The 17,564-nt window shown below is 57.2% G+C and carries 12 protein-coding genes; 5 read left to right on the top strand and 7 right to left on the bottom strand.

The window, feature by feature from the left end:
* On the bottom strand, positions 1-1,182 hold the full coding sequence (locus IAE30_RS06890) for an isochorismate synthase (RefSeq protein ID WP_200678648.1): 1,182 nt from the start codon (positions 1,180-1,182) through the stop codon (positions 1-3).
* 176 nt (positions 1,183-1,358) lie between these two features.
* Between IAE30_RS06890 and fepB the strand changes: the two genes are divergently transcribed.
* Positions 1,359-2,324 carry a Fe2+-enterobactin ABC transporter substrate-binding protein gene (fepB, locus tag IAE30_RS06885; RefSeq protein WP_045815881.1) on the top strand — a complete coding sequence of 322 codons (966 nt, stop codon included), beginning with the start codon at positions 1,359-1,361 and terminating at the stop codon, positions 2,322-2,324.
* Here the strand turns inward: fepB and entS are convergent.
* The gene (gene entS / locus IAE30_RS06880; protein ID WP_038650284.1) at positions 2,319-3,569 is read right to left on the bottom strand and encodes an enterobactin transporter EntS; all 1,251 of its coding nucleotides are present in this window, start codon (positions 3,567-3,569) and stop codon (positions 2,319-2,321) included. The genes fepB and entS overlap by 6 nt on opposite strands.
* A gap of 139 nt (positions 3,570-3,708) precedes the next feature.
* Between entS and fepD the strand changes: the two genes are divergently transcribed.
* Genes fepD through IAE30_RS06865 form a run of 3 tightly spaced genes read left to right on the top strand, consistent with a single transcriptional unit; the run spans position 3,709 to position 6,472 of the window.
* Positions 3,709-4,698, top strand: coding sequence for a Fe(3+)-siderophore ABC transporter permease (gene fepD / locus IAE30_RS06875; protein WP_200678646.1), 990 nt, complete (start codon positions 3,709-3,711; stop codon positions 4,696-4,698).
* Positions 4,695-5,678, top strand: a complete 984-nt coding sequence (fepG, locus tag IAE30_RS06870) for an iron-enterobactin ABC transporter permease (RefSeq protein WP_200537362.1) — start codon at positions 4,695-4,697, stop codon at positions 5,676-5,678. The genes fepD and fepG overlap by 4 nt, the downstream gene beginning before the upstream one ends.
* Complete coding sequence (locus tag IAE30_RS06865) at positions 5,675-6,472, top strand: ATP-binding cassette domain-containing protein (RefSeq protein ID WP_038649442.1); 798 nt, start codon at positions 5,675-5,677, stop codon at positions 6,470-6,472. Before fepG ends, IAE30_RS06865 begins: the two co-directional genes overlap by 4 nt.
* A gap of 204 nt (positions 6,473-6,676) precedes the next feature.
* Here the strand turns inward: IAE30_RS06865 and IAE30_RS06860 are convergent, their stop codons facing one another.
* Both IAE30_RS06860 and fes read right to left on the bottom strand, forming a co-directional pair.
* A complete protein-coding gene (locus IAE30_RS06860; protein ID WP_200678644.1) occupies positions 6,677-10,591 on the bottom strand; it encodes an enterobactin synthase subunit F in 3,915 nt (1,304 codons plus the stop codon).
* 32 nt (positions 10,592-10,623) lie between these two features.
* Positions 10,624-11,835 carry an enterochelin esterase gene (gene fes / locus IAE30_RS06855; RefSeq protein ID WP_038649434.1) on the bottom strand — a complete coding sequence of 404 codons (1,212 nt, stop codon included), beginning with the start codon at positions 11,833-11,835 and terminating at the stop codon, positions 10,624-10,626.
* 261 nt (positions 11,836-12,096) lie between these two features.
* On the opposite strand from fes, the gene IAE30_RS06850 reads away from it, so the two are divergent.
* On the top strand, positions 12,097-14,370 hold the full coding sequence (locus IAE30_RS06850) for a TonB-dependent siderophore receptor (protein WP_038649431.1): 2,274 nt from the start codon (positions 12,097-12,099) through the stop codon (positions 14,368-14,370).
* Here the strand turns inward: IAE30_RS06850 and pmrB are convergent.
* The 3 genes from pmrB to dacB are packed head-to-tail and all read right to left on the bottom strand — an operon-like array spanning position 14,367 to position 17,517.
* Complete coding sequence (gene pmrB, locus IAE30_RS06845) at positions 14,367-15,425, bottom strand: two-component system sensor histidine kinase PmrB (RefSeq protein ID WP_200678642.1); 1,059 nt, start codon at positions 15,423-15,425, stop codon at positions 14,367-14,369. The genes IAE30_RS06850 and pmrB overlap by 4 nt on opposite strands.
* Positions 15,422-16,084, bottom strand: a complete 663-nt coding sequence (gene pmrA, locus IAE30_RS06840; RefSeq protein WP_034826547.1) for a two-component system response regulator PmrA — start codon at positions 16,082-16,084, stop codon at positions 15,422-15,424. The genes pmrB and pmrA overlap by 4 nt, the downstream gene beginning before the upstream one ends.
* Positions 16,084-17,517 (bottom strand): serine-type D-Ala-D-Ala carboxypeptidase, encoded by a 1,434-nt coding sequence (gene dacB / locus IAE30_RS06835; RefSeq protein WP_200679086.1) that lies wholly within the window; start codon positions 17,515-17,517, stop codon positions 16,084-16,086. The genes pmrA and dacB overlap by 1 nt, the downstream gene beginning before the upstream one ends.
* Positions 17,518-17,564: the final 47 nt, after the last annotated feature.

Raw genomic sequence — 17,564 nt, 5'->3', positions numbered from 1 at the left:
TTATTGCAGTCCAAAAGCGCGCAACATGGTATCCAGCTTCACGCCGGTTTCGCGCCATTCTGATTCAGGTTGGGAATCGGCAACGATGCCTGCGCCCGCAAACAGTCGCACGCGTGCACCGTGCACGGTGCCACAACGAATCGTCACCACCCATTCACCGTTTCCTTCACTGTCACACCATCCCACAATGCCGCCAAACAGCTGACGATCAAAAGGCTCCAACTGCTGAATCAGCTGCTGAGCACGCTGGTGTGGGAAGCCGCTTAATGCGGGGGTCGGATGAAGCAGGCAGGCTAGCGACAAGGCGTTCTCACGATCATCCTGCACCTCACCATCGATTTGGGTCGCGAGGTGCCACAAGGTTGCCGTGGTGATCAACGACGGTACCGTCGGCACCGACAGCAGGCGACTGCGCGGTTGCAGCGTATCGCGCATCGCATCCGTGACCAGCTGGTGTTCATGACGATCTTTGCTGGAGTCCATCAGCGTATTGCCCGCTGCCTGATCCTGTTGGCTATCGTGGTGATCACGACGTGCTGAGCCCGCCAGCGGGCACGAGCTAAAATCGCGGCCCTGCTTACGCAGCATCAGTTCCGGGCTGGCCCCCACCAGTGCACCGCCTTGTGGTAGCGGCAGGTGGAAGTGATAGCTATTCGGATTCTGTGCAATCACGCGTTGCATCAGCGCCGCGGTATCCACTGGCTGCTCGGTGACAATATCCATCAGGCGTGACAGCACCACTTTATCGAGGTCACCACGTTGCGTTGCTGTCACCGCATCGGCCACCATTTGGGTAAAGACATCGTTATCCGGCACCGCCATGCGACGACGTACCTGCGGCAGTTCACTGGCAGCCGCAGGCAGCGCATTCTGTAGGTCGGCACGATGAAAAGTTTGATACGTTTCAGGGATAAACAAGGCCGCAGGCTGACTCACGTCAAACGGAATCGCACCCACCAGGATCGGATTCTCAATGCCTTGTTGTTTTGCCGCCGCAAAATGTTGATGCAGCTGAAGTTGAAAATCACCCTGCAATGATGCAGCGTCTGCCACAGAGGTGGTTATCGTGGTATAGCAGCCTTGAGTCGCGAGGCTGCGCCACGGCGAGGTAAAGAGGAACCCACGGCATAACGCAGAAAAATCCTCTAATAAGGCATTTTCAAACATGGATGATTCCACCATAATTTTCACCTATAAATGATAAGATTATTAAGAATGATTATCATTTTTATTATGGGCCTGTAACCTACGTCGATTGGACAAAAGAGTCAATCCATTCACGGGATTTCCCGCATGATTAGGCGTAATCGGAAGGTGACGTCGAGCCGTGCAATAAGCTAAAAGGTGGACCAAAACTTATGAATAAATGCGGTTTATTGGGCCTGACAGCCCTGTTGTTTATTTTCCAGACTTTCACAGGGCTCGCACAGGCAGAACAGGGATGGCCGCGCACGGTGCAAGGGGCAAAGGGTTCGATTACCTTAAACAAAGCTCCGCAGCGTATTGTTTCAACCAGCGTCACCTTAACCGGATCGCTGCTGGCGATTGATGCGCCGGTGGTGGCGTCCGGTGCGACCGCACCGAACAGTCGTCTGGCCGACGATCAGGGTTTTTTCCGTCAATGGGGTGAGGTGGCAAAACAGCGCCATGTAAAACGTCTCTATATTGGCGAGCCGAGCGCCGAAGCGGTAGCCGCAGAAGCACCCGATCTGATTCTGGTGAGCGCCACAGGTAATGACTCTGCGATTAAACTTGCCAGCCAGCTTTCCGCCATCGCGCCAACGCTGGTGGTCAATTACGATGACAAAAGCTGGCAGGATGTGGTGACGCTGCTCGGGCAGGCAACCGGCCATGAAGCGCAAGCGGCACAGCGAGTGAAAGCTTTTGACGATCGTGAAGCAGCGTTGAAAAAAACCATCACCTTACCGCCGCAACCCGTGTCTGCCATGGTGTGGAACGGCGATGGGCGTGCCGTTAACGTTTGGACCACGGAGTCAGCGCAGGGCAAACTGCTGGAGCAGCTTGGTTTTACCCTTGCCGTCCCGCCAGCCAGTGTGCAGCAAGGTCACAGCATGGGCCAGCGTAAAGACATCATTCAGTTGTCGGGTGAGAATGTGGGTAGCGGCTTGACGGGGAAAACCTTCCTGCTGTTTGCGGCGGATGACAAAACCACACAGTCAGTGATCGGCAATCCGTTCCTCGCGCAAAACGCGGCGGTTAAGGATAAGCAGGTGTTCCCGCTTGGCGTCGATTCGTTCCGACTGGATTACTACAGCGCCAGCAATCTGCTGGCGCGTCTGGAGAAACTGTTCGTTAAGTCATGATGCCTGCTCCGCCAGCTCAGGAGCTGGCGGCGCATAACGACGTAAGCGTCCCATAACGCACCACATCACAATGCCAAGCAGCGCTGCCGCAAAGCCAAATGCGGCGGCAGCCTGTGGCGGCAATAGCCATGAACCCATAGCACCTATCATCGCCGCACCCATCGCATCCCCGGTGACATTTTGCGCGGTCCACAAGCCGTTGATGCGGCCCAGCAAATGGTCAGGCGTCAGCAGTTGAATCATCGCGTATTGCACCAGACTGTTGATGGCACTGAAATAGCCAAACGCCACCAGGCACAGCAGCGCCAGCGGCAGGTTGGGCATCAGGCTGAATAATCCCAGTGCGAAAAAGGCGGCCACCGCACTGCCCAGCACCAGCTGTCCCGGTCGGGCGGCATGCTTCAATTTACCGCTGGTGAAAGCGCCGATAGCGGCACCGAGCGGCACGGCTGCGTAAAGCATGCCAAACTGGTTAGCACTCACTGACCAATGTGGCGCCAGGGCGGGATAGAGCACGCGAATCGCGCTGGCCAGTGTGACCAACGCACCAATCAATGCCACCATACCGACAATCGGGCTGGCAAACAGGAACTGCACCCCGGCGGCCAGCGACTTCAGCGGATGTTCACGCGGCTGAGGTGGCGGCGGGAGTTGCGGTAATTTCAGCAGCGTCAGTACGGTAATCAGTGTGCCAAACGCGGTTAAGCCGTAGTTCCACACCACGCCGCCGTGTGCAATGACCAGTCCGGCAATGGCCGGCGAGAGGATAGAGCCAAAACGCACCGTCAGCATGGTGATGGCGCCGGCCTGCATAATGTTTTCGCGCCCCACCAGCGCCGGTGTGGCCGCCAGCAACGCCGTGACGCCAATCGCGCCAAAGAAGCCATCCCAAAATCCCAGCAGATACACCGCGATCAGTGAAGGCTGCGGCAGCGCAGCGTTGATAGCCAGCGCGATAAAGCCCAAGCCGCAGGTGGATCGGGCAAGCAAAATCAGTTTCTTACGCTCGTAGCGATCGGCTAACACGCCGCCGGTCAGCAGACCAATAAACATACCGGATGCGGCGAGGGTGACGGCCAATCCCACCAAAAGCGGAGAGTGCGTCATCTGCTGGATCTGCACCGGCACCGCCACGGCGAGCATGCCGAGCGCGACAATCGAGATGAAACGGGCAATAAATACTGCGCGAAATGCCGCATGGGTTTTCAGCAGGGAGAGATCGATAAAGTGGGAAGATTTGTTCATTTGTTCGCCTTTTTGCACCAATTTTCCTCATCGTCCGCGAGGCGAGTCATGGTAACATAGGCAAACGCGAGTAATAACGATAACCATTATCAAATTGCGTTGCGCATGCGACGACGTTGAACAGTGAAGGTTTAGAACGATGCGCCAAATCCGTGCATTAGCAGGCTCAGGGATTCTGCTCTTGCTCCTCATCGCGCTCAGCTTGATGCTGGGGGCAAAATCGATACCCATTTCCGATGTATATCATTCATTTACCTCAGGCTGTAATAGCGCTGAGTGCGTGATTGTGCGTGATGCACGCTTGCCTCGCACGCTGGCCGGATTGCTGGCCGGTGTGGCCCTCGGGTTAGCAGGCGCACTGATGCAAAGCCTGACGCGTAATCCGCTGGCCGATCCGGGCATTCTCGGTGTCAATGCGGGTGCCGGTTTTGCGGTGGTGATCGGCATTGCGCTGTTTGGCGCCGATTCGCCTCTTGATTGGCTCGGCTTCGCGTTTGCGGGTGCGCTGTTGGCGTCATTGCTAGTGGCGATGACGGGAGCGATTGGCGGTGGGCGAGTCAATCCGGTGCGCCTGACGTTAGCGGGCGTGGCATTGGGCGCAGTGCTGGATGGACTGACGTCTGGCCTGTCGCTGCTGAATCCCGATATTTATGACCATTTGCGTTTCTGGCACAGCGGATCGTTGGATATCCGCAATTTCACCGTACTGCGCACCCTGTTCCCGGCCGTTGCCATTGGCAGCGGGGTGGCGATTTATCTATCGCAGGCGTTGAACAGTTTAAGCATGGGCGGCGATATGGCGACCGCGCTGGGCACGCGAGTGGCGCGTACACAATTGCTGGGATTGCTGGCGATTGCGTTGCTGTGCGGTGCGGCGACGGCTGCGGTGGGACCGATCGCTTTCATCGGACTGATGACGCCCCATTTTGCACGCTGGATGGTCGGCAACGATCACCGCTGGATGCTGCCCGCCACCGCGATCATTACCCCGATTCTGCTGCTGGCAGCGGATATTCTGGGACGACTGCTGGTGGCGGGTGAACTGCGCGTCTCCATTGTCACGGCGATGTTGGGGGCTCCGGTACTGATTGTGCTGGTGCGCCGTAAACTCGGGCGAGGTGCGCTATGACGCGTCGTGTTGGATTACATACCACGTGGCTGATGCTCGGATGCGCACTGCTGGCGTATCTGGCGATGACGCGAGGCGCATTGCCGATTGGTGCAGAGCAGTTCTGGCAGGTGTTGGCTGGACAGGGTGCCAGCAACGTCAAACTTATCGTTTTAGAGTGGCGGCTGCCGCGTGTGCTGATGGCACTACTGATTGGCGCGGCACTTGGCGTCAGCGGCGCGATTTTCCAGTCACTGCTGCGCAACCCGCTCGGCAGCCCGGATATTCTCGGTTTCAATACCGGTGCCTACAGCGGCGTACTGGTGGCACTGGTGCTGTTCAATCAGGGCATCGCCGCCATGACCGGTGCAGCATTGATTGGCGGTATCAGCACGGCGGCATTGGTGTATCTGTTTGCCTGGCGCAACGGGGTAGAAACCTTCCGCCTGATTATTGTCGGTATCAGCGTGCGCGCGTTGCTGATGGCGCTGAATGCCTGGCTGATTATCAGTGCCTCGCTGGAGTCCGCGCTCAGTGCCGGATTGTGGAGTGCCGGTTCACTTAACGGTATCACCTGGGCGAAAACGCCACCGGTAGTGGGCGTATTGTTGCTGTCGCTGTTGCTGATGGCCTTGCTGACCCGGCGCATGCGTTTGCTGGAAATGGGTGATGACACCGCCAGCGCGCTCGGCGTGCCAGTGGAGCGCAGTCGGCTGCTGCTGATGCTGATTGGTGTGGTGTTGACTGCGGCATCCACCGCATTGGTGGGGCCGATCTCCTTTGTCGCGTTGCTGGCACCGCAGATCGCGCGTCGACTCGGCGGCGGCGAGAAAGGTGCGTTGTTGCTGGCGGCACTGTGTGGGGCTCTGCTGCTGATTGCAGCCGATTTTGCCGCACAGCATCTGTTCCTGCCTTATCAATTACCGGTTGGCGTGATTACCGTCAGCCTCGGTGGACTTTATCTGATTGCGTTACTGGTGCGGGAGGCGAGACGCCAATGATCGATATCCCTTCACGGCTGTATGGCGAAGGCCTGACGCTTGGCTACGACAAGAAAGTGGTGGCAGAAAATCTGTCGGTGGCGATCCCGGAAGGTGAGCTGACGGTGATTATCGGCCCCAACGCCTGCGGTAAATCCACTTTGCTGCGTACCCTGAGCCGTCTTAATGCACCGCTGAAAGGCGAAGTGTATCTGGATGGTGAAGCGATAGCGCGTTACCCGACTAAAGAGGTCGCACGTCGACTTGGGCTGCTGCCGCAGAGTTCCAACGCACCGGCGGGCATCAGCGTGACCGAGCTGGTGGCGCGCGGGCGTTATCCCCATCAGCCGCTGTTTGGTCGCTGGCGTAGCGAGGATGAAGAGGCTGTGCAAACGGCGATGCGGGCAACCGGCGTGGCCGATTTGGCGCAGCAGCCAGTGGATACCTTGTCCGGCGGGCAGCGTCAGCGTGTATGGATTGCCATGGTACTGGCGCAGCAAACGCCGCTGTTACTGCTGGATGAGCCGACCACCTGGCTGGATATCACCCATCAGATTGAACTGCTGGAATTGATGCAGGAGTTGAATCAGCAACATGGCCGCACGTTAGTGGTGGTGCTGCACGATCTCAATCACGCCTGCCGTTATGCCACCCATTTGATCGCCATGCGTCACGGCAAGATTTTGGCCGAAGGCAAGCCCGCAGAGATCGTGACGCCCGCGTTGATAGAACAGGTGTACGGTTTACGCTGCGTGATTGTGGAAGATCCGGTGGCGCACACGCCAATGATCGTGCCGCTGGGGCGGGGAAATTAAGCGGCCTGGCTGCAGCAAAGCAGGTTATAGCGGGAATCTGAACGCTATAACATGCACCCTGGAGCAGCGTGTCGAAAGGTCTGAAGGAAGTGCCCTGTAAATGGCAGGCAAGCTGATCGCAGTGAGGCTTAATGTCAGCGCCCTGTTCAGGACAGATAATTTTATTGCCAGGAGGCCCCTCGACCTCCCGGCAATCGGCCTGGGTTAGCCTAATATCCGCTGCAGCAACGGGCCAATCTGCTTAAACATCTGCGGAGAGATAATCTCCACGTGTGCACAATCGATTGGCCATACTTCTAACTCACCCACATACGGTGCCCAGGCGCGACGTGCATCCTGACCAGGCTGCTGCGTCTGCTCGGCGAGAAACAGCGTGGCGCGACCGTGGAAGCGGGCGCTGCGCGCGGTGGCTAACAGGCGCACCGAACTGGCGTAGTTGGCTTCAATGGTGTCAAACATCGCGCGCATCTCTTCGCCCGCCTGATGACGCTGCGCAGCGATAAACTGCTCGCGCTCGCGATTCACCTCTTCCAGTACCGCCGGATCCAGCACATTCTCGCCACGCTTCTCATCCCAGTTTTGCGTTTCCGGTGGCCAGGTATCGAGCAGGCCCAGGAAGGCTACCTCTTCACCTGCCGCTTCCAGTCGTGCCGCAATACCTTGCGCCAGCGTGCCGCCGAGCGAATAACCGAGGAAGAAGTACGGTCCGTGCGGCTGCACGTCACGTAAGGTTTGCAGATGCGCGTCACACACCTCGTCGAGGTGCGCGCTTTGATTCAGCGGGCTGGCGATATCCGGCGACTGAATGCCCACCAGCGACCAGCGCTGATCGAGATAACGCTGCAGAATGCTGAACTGCCAGGCAAAACCCGACGCCGGATGGAAACAGAACAGCGTAGGCCCGTTGCTCTGACGCAGCGGCAGCACGGCTTCAAAACCTGCCTGCTGATGCGATTGGGTATCGCTCAGCAACCGGGCGAGTTTTTCCACCGTCGAAGCCACCATAATCTGCCCCACCGAAACCGGCTGTTGCAGTTCGCGGCGCAGCTGGGCGGCTAAACGCATCGCCAGCAGCGAGTGACCACCGAGGGCGAAGAAATCATCCTGGGCGCTGATGGTGTCGCGCGCCAGCAACTGGCAGAAAGCCTGCGCCAATTGTGTTTCCAAACCTGGGGAAGGGTCGCGACCCACGCTGCCAGCCGCGTTTTGCGGCAGCGGCAGGGCTTTACGATCCAGCTTGCCGTTGCTGCTCAGCGGGAAGGCATCCAGTTGCACAATCGCCACTGGCACCATGTGCGCAGGCAGGCGCTGCGCCAGCGCATCACGCAGCGCGTCACCATCGACAGTGTGCTCCGCAATCACATACCCCACCAGCTGACGCGCATCACCGCCTTGTGCAGCGGCACCGCCGAGTATCACCGCGTGCGTGACCGCCTGCTCAATGCCAGGCTGTGCGCTCATCACATGATCGATTTCGTTGAGTTCGATACGCTGGCCTCGGATCTTCAACTGATCGTCGCTGCGTCCGAGATATTCCACCGCGCCGTTATCCAGCCAGCGCGCCACGTCACCGGTCAGATACATGCGTTCGCCAGCGGCAAATGGATCGGCGATAAAGCGGCTGGCGGTCAGATCCGGACGGCCAAGATAGCCATGTGCCAGCTGTACGCCTGTTAAGTAAAGATCGCCTGCCACACCGGGCGGCACCGGCTGCATACGTGCATCAAGAATGCGTAGTCCGGTATTCCACACCGGGAAACCAATCGGCACGCTGGCACCTTCAACGGCTGCCAAAGCTTCGCCAAACGCCGGATACCAGCTAACATCCACCGCCGCTTCGGTCGGACCGTACAGATTGTGAAGCGGCACCTGCGTCAGTTTTTCCCATTCACGCGACAGATCGGTCGGCAGCGCTTCACCGCTACAGAAGACGTTGCGTAGGCTGCCACAACAGGCAACGGCCGGCTCACTGTCCAGCGCCGCGACAAAGGCGGCCAGCATCGAAGGAACGAAGTGCGTGGTGGTGACTTTGTGACGCGCAAACAGCTGCTGAAGCGCCTCCGGATCGCGGTGCGCCTCCGGCGGTGCCATGACCAGTTGCGCGCCTACCAGCAGCGGCCAGAAGAATTCCCATACGGATACATCGAAACTGCTCGGGGTTTTCTGCAATACCACGTCGTCGGCGTGCAGCGGATAGCGATCCTGCATCCACAACAGGCGGTTGACGATCGCTTCATGACCGACCAATACGCCTTTCGGACGCCCGGTAGACCCTGAAGTGTAGATGATGTAGGCGCCATCCTGCGGTGTCGGCGCGCTGGCAGGTTGTGACGCGTCTGGCGCAGGATAAAGCGTATCAAAGTGCAGCTGTTTAACAGAATCGATGGCGCTGAAACGTGCACTGAGTTCTGCTGAGGTGATGAGCGTTTTGGGGGTGGCATCTTCCAGCATCAGCTGTAATCGTTCGTCGGGGTAACCGGTATCCAGCGGCAGGTATGCCGCGCCAAGTGACACAATCGCCTGCAATGCCAGCGAGAGCTGCACCGAACGTGGCAACGCCACCGCAACAATATCGCCGCGCTGTACGCCCGCAGCGCTGAGATCGGCGGCCAGGACATACAGCTGCTGCTGCATCTCACGATAGCTTAACTGGTGAGTCGCATCGGCCAGCGCCGGGGCATCAGGTGTGCGTGCGACTTGCTGCGCCAGCAGTGAAGCCAGCGTTTCTGCCGGAACGGGATACGCAGTCTGGTTGATAGCGGCAATTTGTACGTGCTCTTCTGCGGTTAACAGATCCAGTTCACCCAACGCACGATGCGGTTGCTCCGCCAACTGATCCAGCAGCAAAGCAAAACGGCTGGCGTGGCGAATCAGCGTCGATTCGCTATAGCGCTCCGCATTCGCCAGCAGTTCCAGCGTCAGTTCACCCTGTTCGCTGATGTAGATAGCGATTTCCAGGTCGCGTACCGGACCGGATGCCAGCTGATGGGTTAGGCCTTCAACGCCCGCGAAATCGAGTTGATAATCAAACATCTTCAGGTTGATCACCGGGCCGTACAGCGGATCGCCATCGCCCAGACGACCGAGATCGCGCTGCACCTGTTCCGCATCATAACGCTGGTGGCGACGCATTTTCTTCACTTCACCGGCCAGCTGCGCAGCAAGCGCGCTCAGTGGCCCGGTGGGATCGTAATGCACGGCCATCGGCAGCACGTTGATCACCGGACCGGTGGCGCACAGCGCGGCGGATCCGATGCGGCGCATAAAGATGAATCCAGCGGCAAAGTCATTTTGTCCACTGAGTCGCGCCAGCCACAGCGCCACCAGCGCAAAAGCCAGGTCAGCAGCGCTGGATTGTGGATGCTGATTAACCAGCGTCTGAAAGGTGCGGCGATCAAGCGTTACGCTGTGGCGCAGCAGATCGGTGGTCGCGCTTTGTCCAGCCAGCGGTATGGGTGATAGCGAAGCCGGTGAAGGCAGGGCAGTCCCTTTTTCGCGCCAGAATTCACGATCGCGGGTGAAAGAAGAGGATGCCTGGTAACGCTGGTACTCCTCCACCACTTCGCTAAACGGGATAAAGGGCGTCGGCTCGGCATCCTGTTGCTCGACGGCTGCAGTGTAGAGGTTGGCAATACGACGAGTGATGGCGGTAAAGCTGAAGCCATCCACCACTAAATGGTGATAACGCTGATACCAGAACCAGTGCTGATCGCCAATGCGATACAGCGTGTGATGCCATAACGGGGCACCGCTCAGTACGCGTAAATCACCGTTCATGTCTTCACGCATCAACGCGCGAGCTTTGGCGGCCGCATCGGTTTCAGCACCTAAATCAACGATTTTTGGCGCACTGAACGCCTGCGGTTGTCGCCACTGCAGTGCTTCGCCCTCCACTTCGGCAAACGCCATATTCAGGGTGTCGGCTTCCTGCATGCCAGCCACGACGGCCTGCGCCAGCAGGTCGCTGTTAATCGCGCCGCGTAATTCGACAAAGTGGGCCACGGCATAGGCATTGTGGTGTTGGGTCAGCTGGTCGGCAATCCAGATGCCGGGCTGGGCTGCCACTAATGGCAAAGTATGTTGGTCAGTCATGGTTTTGTTCATCAGAGATTCAGACATCTGTGCTCCGGTTTGCGTCCTGCGTGATGAAGTTAAGTCGGATTGCGCCACAGGGCTTGCAGACCGTCGAGCAGACCACCGCGCCAGCATAGCGCGTCATGGCCGCCCTCCACCGGCAGGTAATTCACCTGGTAACCGGCAGCGGTAAGTTTTTGTTCTAATTGTTGATTGGCTTGCAGAATCAGGCCTTCACGTTTACCTGCTTCCAGCCAGAAACGCAGCGGCTGTTCGGGTGCCAGGCCGCTATCCAGCGCCTGTAGTAGCCATCCGTAAGGATTACCGCGTTCGGGCCACCAAAAAGATCCCGAAAGACTTAGTGCATTGCCAAACGTCTGCGGGAAATGCAGTGCAGCGAAAACGGAAGCCAGCCCACCAAAACTCTGCCCGGCCACCAGCGTGCTGTCTGCCTGTTGGCGATGAGGTGCCCATTGCGCCACCTGCGGCAGTAATTCCTGCTGCACGGCTTGCCAGAACTGCGGGTTACAGGGCAGTTCGCGGCTACGGTGTTCACGGTCGATGATATCGATAAACAAATAGACCGCAGGAGGGAGTTTTCCGGCATCAGTAAGTTGCTGCAACGGCCCGGCAATCGGCATTTGATTTGCCCAGAATTGGCCATCAAGCAGAATGGCCAGTGGGCGTTGCTCCGCATCGGACTCGCCAGTGGCATAAATCCACACTTTGCGACTGTTGCCTAATAGCGCGCTATCCCACTGATACTGCTGCAAAGAAACAGCAGGTGCGTTGCCCTCATCGACAGATTTCCAGACCCGCTGGTCAGGAGCCTGCGGGAGATGCAGCGGCGAGACGCCCATGCCGCGCCCACCGGCCCAGCCACGTAATGGATTCAGGGGATCGGCCTTCGCCGTGGGGAATTTGTCACGCCACCAGTTACGTAACGCGTACATGTCGGCTTCACCGCTAAAGTCGATTGCCTGTTCATCGGGCATCAGGCAGTAACTGCCGCGCCAGGTGGAGGGCAGCGCGGTTTGCCAGTACCACACATCGGTGCCCGTTACCCGCACCAATGACTGCGGTGGACGCTTCTGATGATGATCGGTCACGCCCGTAATGTTGATCCACACGCGCTGAGTTGCTGAGGTTTTTTCGCTGCCTTGTGGATCGCGCCAGAAGAAAGTCACCAGACAGGTGCCATCCTGCTGAGGGGCAATTCGCGGAATACCTTGAGTGTGTTGCTCCTGCCACCAGGCTTCACTACCGGTTACATCATTTCGCCAGGTCATAGGGGCTGCCAGTCACTGTGTAGGGAAAGATTTACATAAGATTAATAATTAATACTATTGATAACTATTTGCATTTGCAATAGGGTGTTTCCGCTCAAAAGAGCACGCTCGTTCCGCCTGACTCTTTCCTTCCTGGAAGGTTACGCAACGGATGGCACTGCCAGGTCTGGAACTGGGCGCGATAAGGACAGGGATATTCTCACCGGCTCGCCAGTTAAGAATCCAACGGCATTTTTACTGGCCATCCAGGAATGAAAAACAATGACGCGTTACTCACGATTATCATTAGCTATTTTGATTGAACTGGGGCTGAGCGCCTCACTGCTCTCCGGCAGCGCCTGGGCAGCAGACACTTCCAGCAAGACGACCAGCAGCCAATCCACCACTGACGCCGAATCGATGAATGGCGGCACGTTAATGGTGACCGCACAGCAGCAGAACCTGCAGGCACCCGGCGTTTCCACCATCACCGCAGATGAAATTAAAAAGCATCCACCGGCGCGTGATGTCTCTGAAATTATTCGTACCATGCCAGGCGTTAACCTGACCGGTAACTCCACCAGCGGCCAGCGCGGCAACAATCGCCAGATCGATATTCGCGGCATGGGCCCGGAAAACACCCTGATTATGGTGGATGGCATGCCAATCACCAGCCGCAACTCGGTGCGTTTGGGCTGGCGCGGTGAGCGTGATACGCGCGGTGACACCAACTGGGTGCCGCCAGAGATGATCGACCATATCGACGTCATTCGTGGCCCGGCTGCGGTACGTTACGGCAATGGCGCGGCGGGCGGGGTGGTGAATATTATCACCAAAAAGTACACCGACCAGCAGTGGCACGGTTCCTGGAACACCTACTTCAATGCACCGGAACACAAAGCAGAAGGCGCAACCAAACGCACTAACTTCAGCCTTGAAGGGCCGCTGGGTGACGACTTCAACTTCCGGTTGTACGGGGGATTAGCCAAAACTCAGGCCGATGCGTATGACATCAATGAAGGCCATGCAGCGGCACGTACCGGTACTTATGCGGGTAGCTATCCTTCAGGCCGTGAAGGCTCGGTCAATAAAGATATCAATGCGTTACTGAGCTGGGCGTTTGCTCCGATGCAAACCCTGGAGTTGCAAGCGGGCTACAGCCGTCAAGGCAACCTGTATGCAGGCGATACGCAGAACACCAACACCAGTGCGCTGGTGAAAAGCCTGTATGGCGATGAAACTAACCGCCTGTATCGCCAGAACATCTCGCTGAAATGGACTGGTGCCTGGGATAACGGTGTCAGCACCAATACCTACGCACGTTATGAGAAAACCCGTAACAGCCGCATTAACGAAGGTTTGGCGGGCGGAACGGAAGGTATCTTCTCTAACGATGGTTTTAACACCATTCAGTTAGACGATATTTTGCTGCACAGCGAAGTTAGCATTCCGTTTGAGTGGCTGATTAATCAGACGGCAACGCTGGGCGCCGAATGGAATCAGCAGAGCATGAAGGATCCCTCTTCAACCACTCAGGCTGCTAACTATGGCTCTGTGCCTGGCGTGTCGAATACCGGTCGTAGTCCGTATTCGCAGGCGGAAATCTTCTCGCTGTTCGCCGAAGACAACATGGAGCTGACCGACAGCACCATGCTGACGCCGAGCCTGCGTTTCGATCATCACTCGATTGTGGGTAACAACTGGAGTCCGTCTCTGAACCTGTCGCAAGGTTTGGGTGATGACTTCACGCTGAAGATGGGGGCGGGCCTGGCTTATAAAGCGCCAAGCCTGTACCAGACCAACCCGAACTACCTGCTGTACAGCAACGGCCAAGGCTGTGCTGCCAGCACCGGCGCCTGTTATCTGCAGGGTAACCCAGACCTGAAAGCTGAAAACAGCTTCAACAAAGAGATTGGACTGGAGTGGAAACACGAAGGCTATCAGGCGGGTCTGACCTGGTTCCGTAACGATTACCGCAACAAGATTGAAGCGGGTTACGCAGCCGTCGGTAAAGCCTCAAACGGCACCACGGATATCTACAAGTGGGAAAACGTACCGAAAGCAGTGGTGGAAGGGCTGGAAGGTACGGTTAACGTGCCGTTCTCTGATAGCGTGATGTGGAACAACAACTTCACTTATATGCTGCAGAGTAAGAACAAGGAAACCGGCGATCGTCTGTCAATCATCCCGGAATACACCCTGAACTCAACGCTGAGCTGGCAGGCAACGCAGGATCTGTCGCTGCAAACCACCCTGACCTGGTACGGCACGCAAACACCGAAAAAGTATGACTATAAAGGTCAGCCGGTGACGGGAAGCGCGGCCGATAAAGTCAGTCCTTACTCTATCGTTGGCCTGAGCGGGACTTATGATGTGAATAAGTACGCCAGCGTCACCCTGGGTATCGACAACCTGTTTGATAAGCGTCACTTCCGCGAAGGTAATGCGCAAACCACCGGGAACGCGACAACAGGCGCCTACCTCTACGGTGCGGGTGCGAATACTTATAACGAGTCAGGCCGTACTTACTACATGAGCCTCAACACTCACTTCTAAAGCAGCTGATGCGGTAAATAGCAGCGGGCAATCAGCCCGTTGCTATCTTTTCGATTCACCAGTTCCAGCCTGCCACGATGCATCTGTACGATACGCAGCACAATGTTCAGACCTAGCCCGCTGCCACCGTAGCGCTGATCGCGACGACGGAAGGCTTGCGTCAGTTCTTCTGCCGCATCGGCCTCAATGCCTGGTCCCTGATCCCACACTTCGATGATCACCTGCTGTTTATCCTGCTGCATTTTCACACTGACTTCACTGCCTTCCGGGCTGTAACGTGAGGCGTTTTCCAGCAGATTACGCAGCATCAGACGCAGTAACACGGCTTCACCTTGCTGTGGAATATCTTTGCCGTGCGGCCAGTGCAGTGTTTGCTGTCGCTGTGCATAAAGTTCGGCCATTTCCGGCTCCAGCGGCTGCATGATGTCTTTTTGCCACTGCAACTGCTGATAGTGACCGCCTGCCAGCGCCTGTCCAGCTCGCGACAGCATCAGCAGTTGCTCCACGGTGTGCATCAACTGGTCGATACGTTCAATCAGCATCTCACTCTGCGGCACGTTCTGCTGGTGCAGAAGTTCAAGATGCAGACGTAAACCGGCCAAAGGGGTACGCAATTCATGCGCGGCATCGGCGGTAAAGAGGCGTTCCTGTTGTAGCGTGTGGTCGAGCCGCGAAAATAGCTGATTAATGGAGGTGGTCACGGCAACGATTTCATCCATTTCTGAATAAACCGGCAGCGGGGTGAGATTATCGGCGGAGCGATGGGCGAGGCTATCCTGCAGGGATCGTAATGGACGAATGATCCAGTTAATCGCCCAGAATGACAGCAGCAGCGTCAGAGCGATCATCACCAGTGAAGGCAACAGCAGTGAAGCGATGGCTTCACGGATCTCATTCTCGACGCGGTCGTTGCGCGCCTGAGCAGACAGCGTTTCGTTGACCAGGAAACTGATCTGTTCGCGACTCTCATGCCATAACCAGATGGCGCTCATCACCTGGCAGGTGAGGAGAATCAGCGCCAGCATAATCAGTAACCGCTGACGCATGCTGTTCATTCGCGCACTTCCAGGCGGTAGCCCACGCCACGCACGGTTTTGATACGATCTTTTCCGAGCTTACGGCGCAGATTGTGAATGTGAACTTCCAGCGTATTGGATCCAGGATCGTCATTCCAGCTGTAGAGATCCTGCTGCAGCGTTTCGCGATGGACGTTCTGACCGACGCGCATTAACAGGCGCGTCAGCAGTGCGAACTCCTTTGGGGTGATTTCCAGCGGACGCTCTTCCAGCAATACCTGCTGCGAACTGAGATTGAGAGTGAGATCACCTTGTTGCAGCAAATTGTCGCTGTGGCCCTGAAAACGGCGAATCAGTGCACGCACGCGCGCCTGCAGCTCCACCAGCGCGAAGGGTTTGACCAGATAATCGTCGGCACCGGCATCCAGGCCATCCACGCGATCCTCCAGTGCATCACGCGCCGTCAGGATCAACACCGGCACGTTGATGCCATCGCGCCGCCACTGACGCAGCAGCGTGGCACCATCGCGATCCGGTAAACCGAGATCCAGAACGATCAGGCTGTACTGCCCACTGCGTAAGAAAGCATTACTCTCTGCAGCAGTACTCGCACAGTCAACCGCATATCCTTGTGCGCTAAGGGCCTGAGCAAGGCCCGATTGCAACAGCGCGTCATCTTCAACGATCAGCAATTTCATCAGTTGTTTTTGTTGATATCCGAGTAGAGGCGGCTTTCAAAGCGTACCAGAGGAATGCGCCGCGTTTTCTGATCTTCAGGCGGCACCGCATAACCAGAAAGATACTGCACAAAGGCGACACGTGCACCGCTGGAAGTGGTAATAAATCCAGCCAGATTATAGACGCCCTGCAGCGAACCGGTTTTTGCCGACACTTTGCCATCCAGTCCGGCTTCATGCAGGCCACCACGATATTGCAACGTGCCATCGTATCCTGCCAGCGGCAGCATGGAGATGTAGTTCAGCGTTGAGTCATTTTTCGCGATGTATTGCAGTACCTGCATCATGGTATCTGGCGCAATCAAATCGTGACGCGACAAGCCTGAACCATCGACCTGAATGCTGTTGCCGAGATCGACGCCCGCTTTTTCACGCAGTATGCGGCGTACCGCATCGGAACCGGCGCGGAACGTGCCTGGTACGTTGAAATAGTGATGGCCGATGGTACGGAACACCGTATCCGCAATCATGTTGTCCGATTTCTTCAGCATGGTGTGCAGCAGATTGTGCAGCGGCGCGGATTGCGTCGACGCTAGCACGGTTCCCGGTGAGGTAACCTGCGTCTGGCGCACTAAATGGCCGCTGTAATCGATATCCGCGGCACGCAGTTCGGCCTTGAGGATTTCGCCCGCCCAGGCGGCACCATCCTGCACAGCAAACGCCAGCGGCAAAGGTTCGGCGCGTTGGCGCATGCAGCCGGTCAGCGTGTAGCGGTTTAGTTCGCCTGGCACCACATCCAGTTCGCAATATTGCCCATCACCACTGTTGCGGCCAAGGGTACGCACCTGACTGAACATATGTGCCGGATAATAGGACGCAATGCGCACAAACGCGTTTTCGCCCGGCGTGGTGGCGCTATAGAGCGAGACCGAGAAGCAGTTTTTGTCGACAATGGCCGCCCCAGGCGGGGCACTGAAGCACTGCGTCATATCGTTCCACGGCCAACCTGGCGCAGCGTCGTGGCTGGCAAACACGGACGTATCGATCACCAGATTGCCTTTGATATGCGTGATGCCCTGCTTTTTCAGGGCCGCCACCATATTGCGCAGATCCTGACGGCTCAGCGTTGGATCGCCACCAAAACGCGCCACTAAATCGCCATTAAGCGTGCCATCGCTGATCGCACCCTTGGTTTCCATCGTGGTCTGAAAACGGAAGTCCGGACCGAGTTCCAGCAGGGCCGCCAGCGCGGTAATCACCTTCATGGTACTGGCCGGCAATGCCATCTGTTTGCCGTGATAGTCGATTATCGGGGTTGATGCGCCCACTTTTTGTACCATCAGCGCCAGGTTTGCGCCGTCTGGCAAATACTGCATGTATTCTTCAACGGGGGCTGCTTGTGCCTGCAGCATAAACGCACAGGTTAATCCGGTAACAAGTCGTGAAAATCGCATAATCTCGCGGTAACTGACGGGTGAAGGCGTCAATACTACGTCCCGAG

This window comes from Pantoea sp. S61 (assembly GCF_016625145.1).
GTDB classification, from domain to species: Bacteria; Pseudomonadota; Gammaproteobacteria; order Enterobacterales; family Enterobacteriaceae; genus Pantoea; species Pantoea rwandensis_B.
Note: the sequence above shows the minus strand (reverse complement) of the source record. Positions and strands in the feature narration are given on the sequence as shown.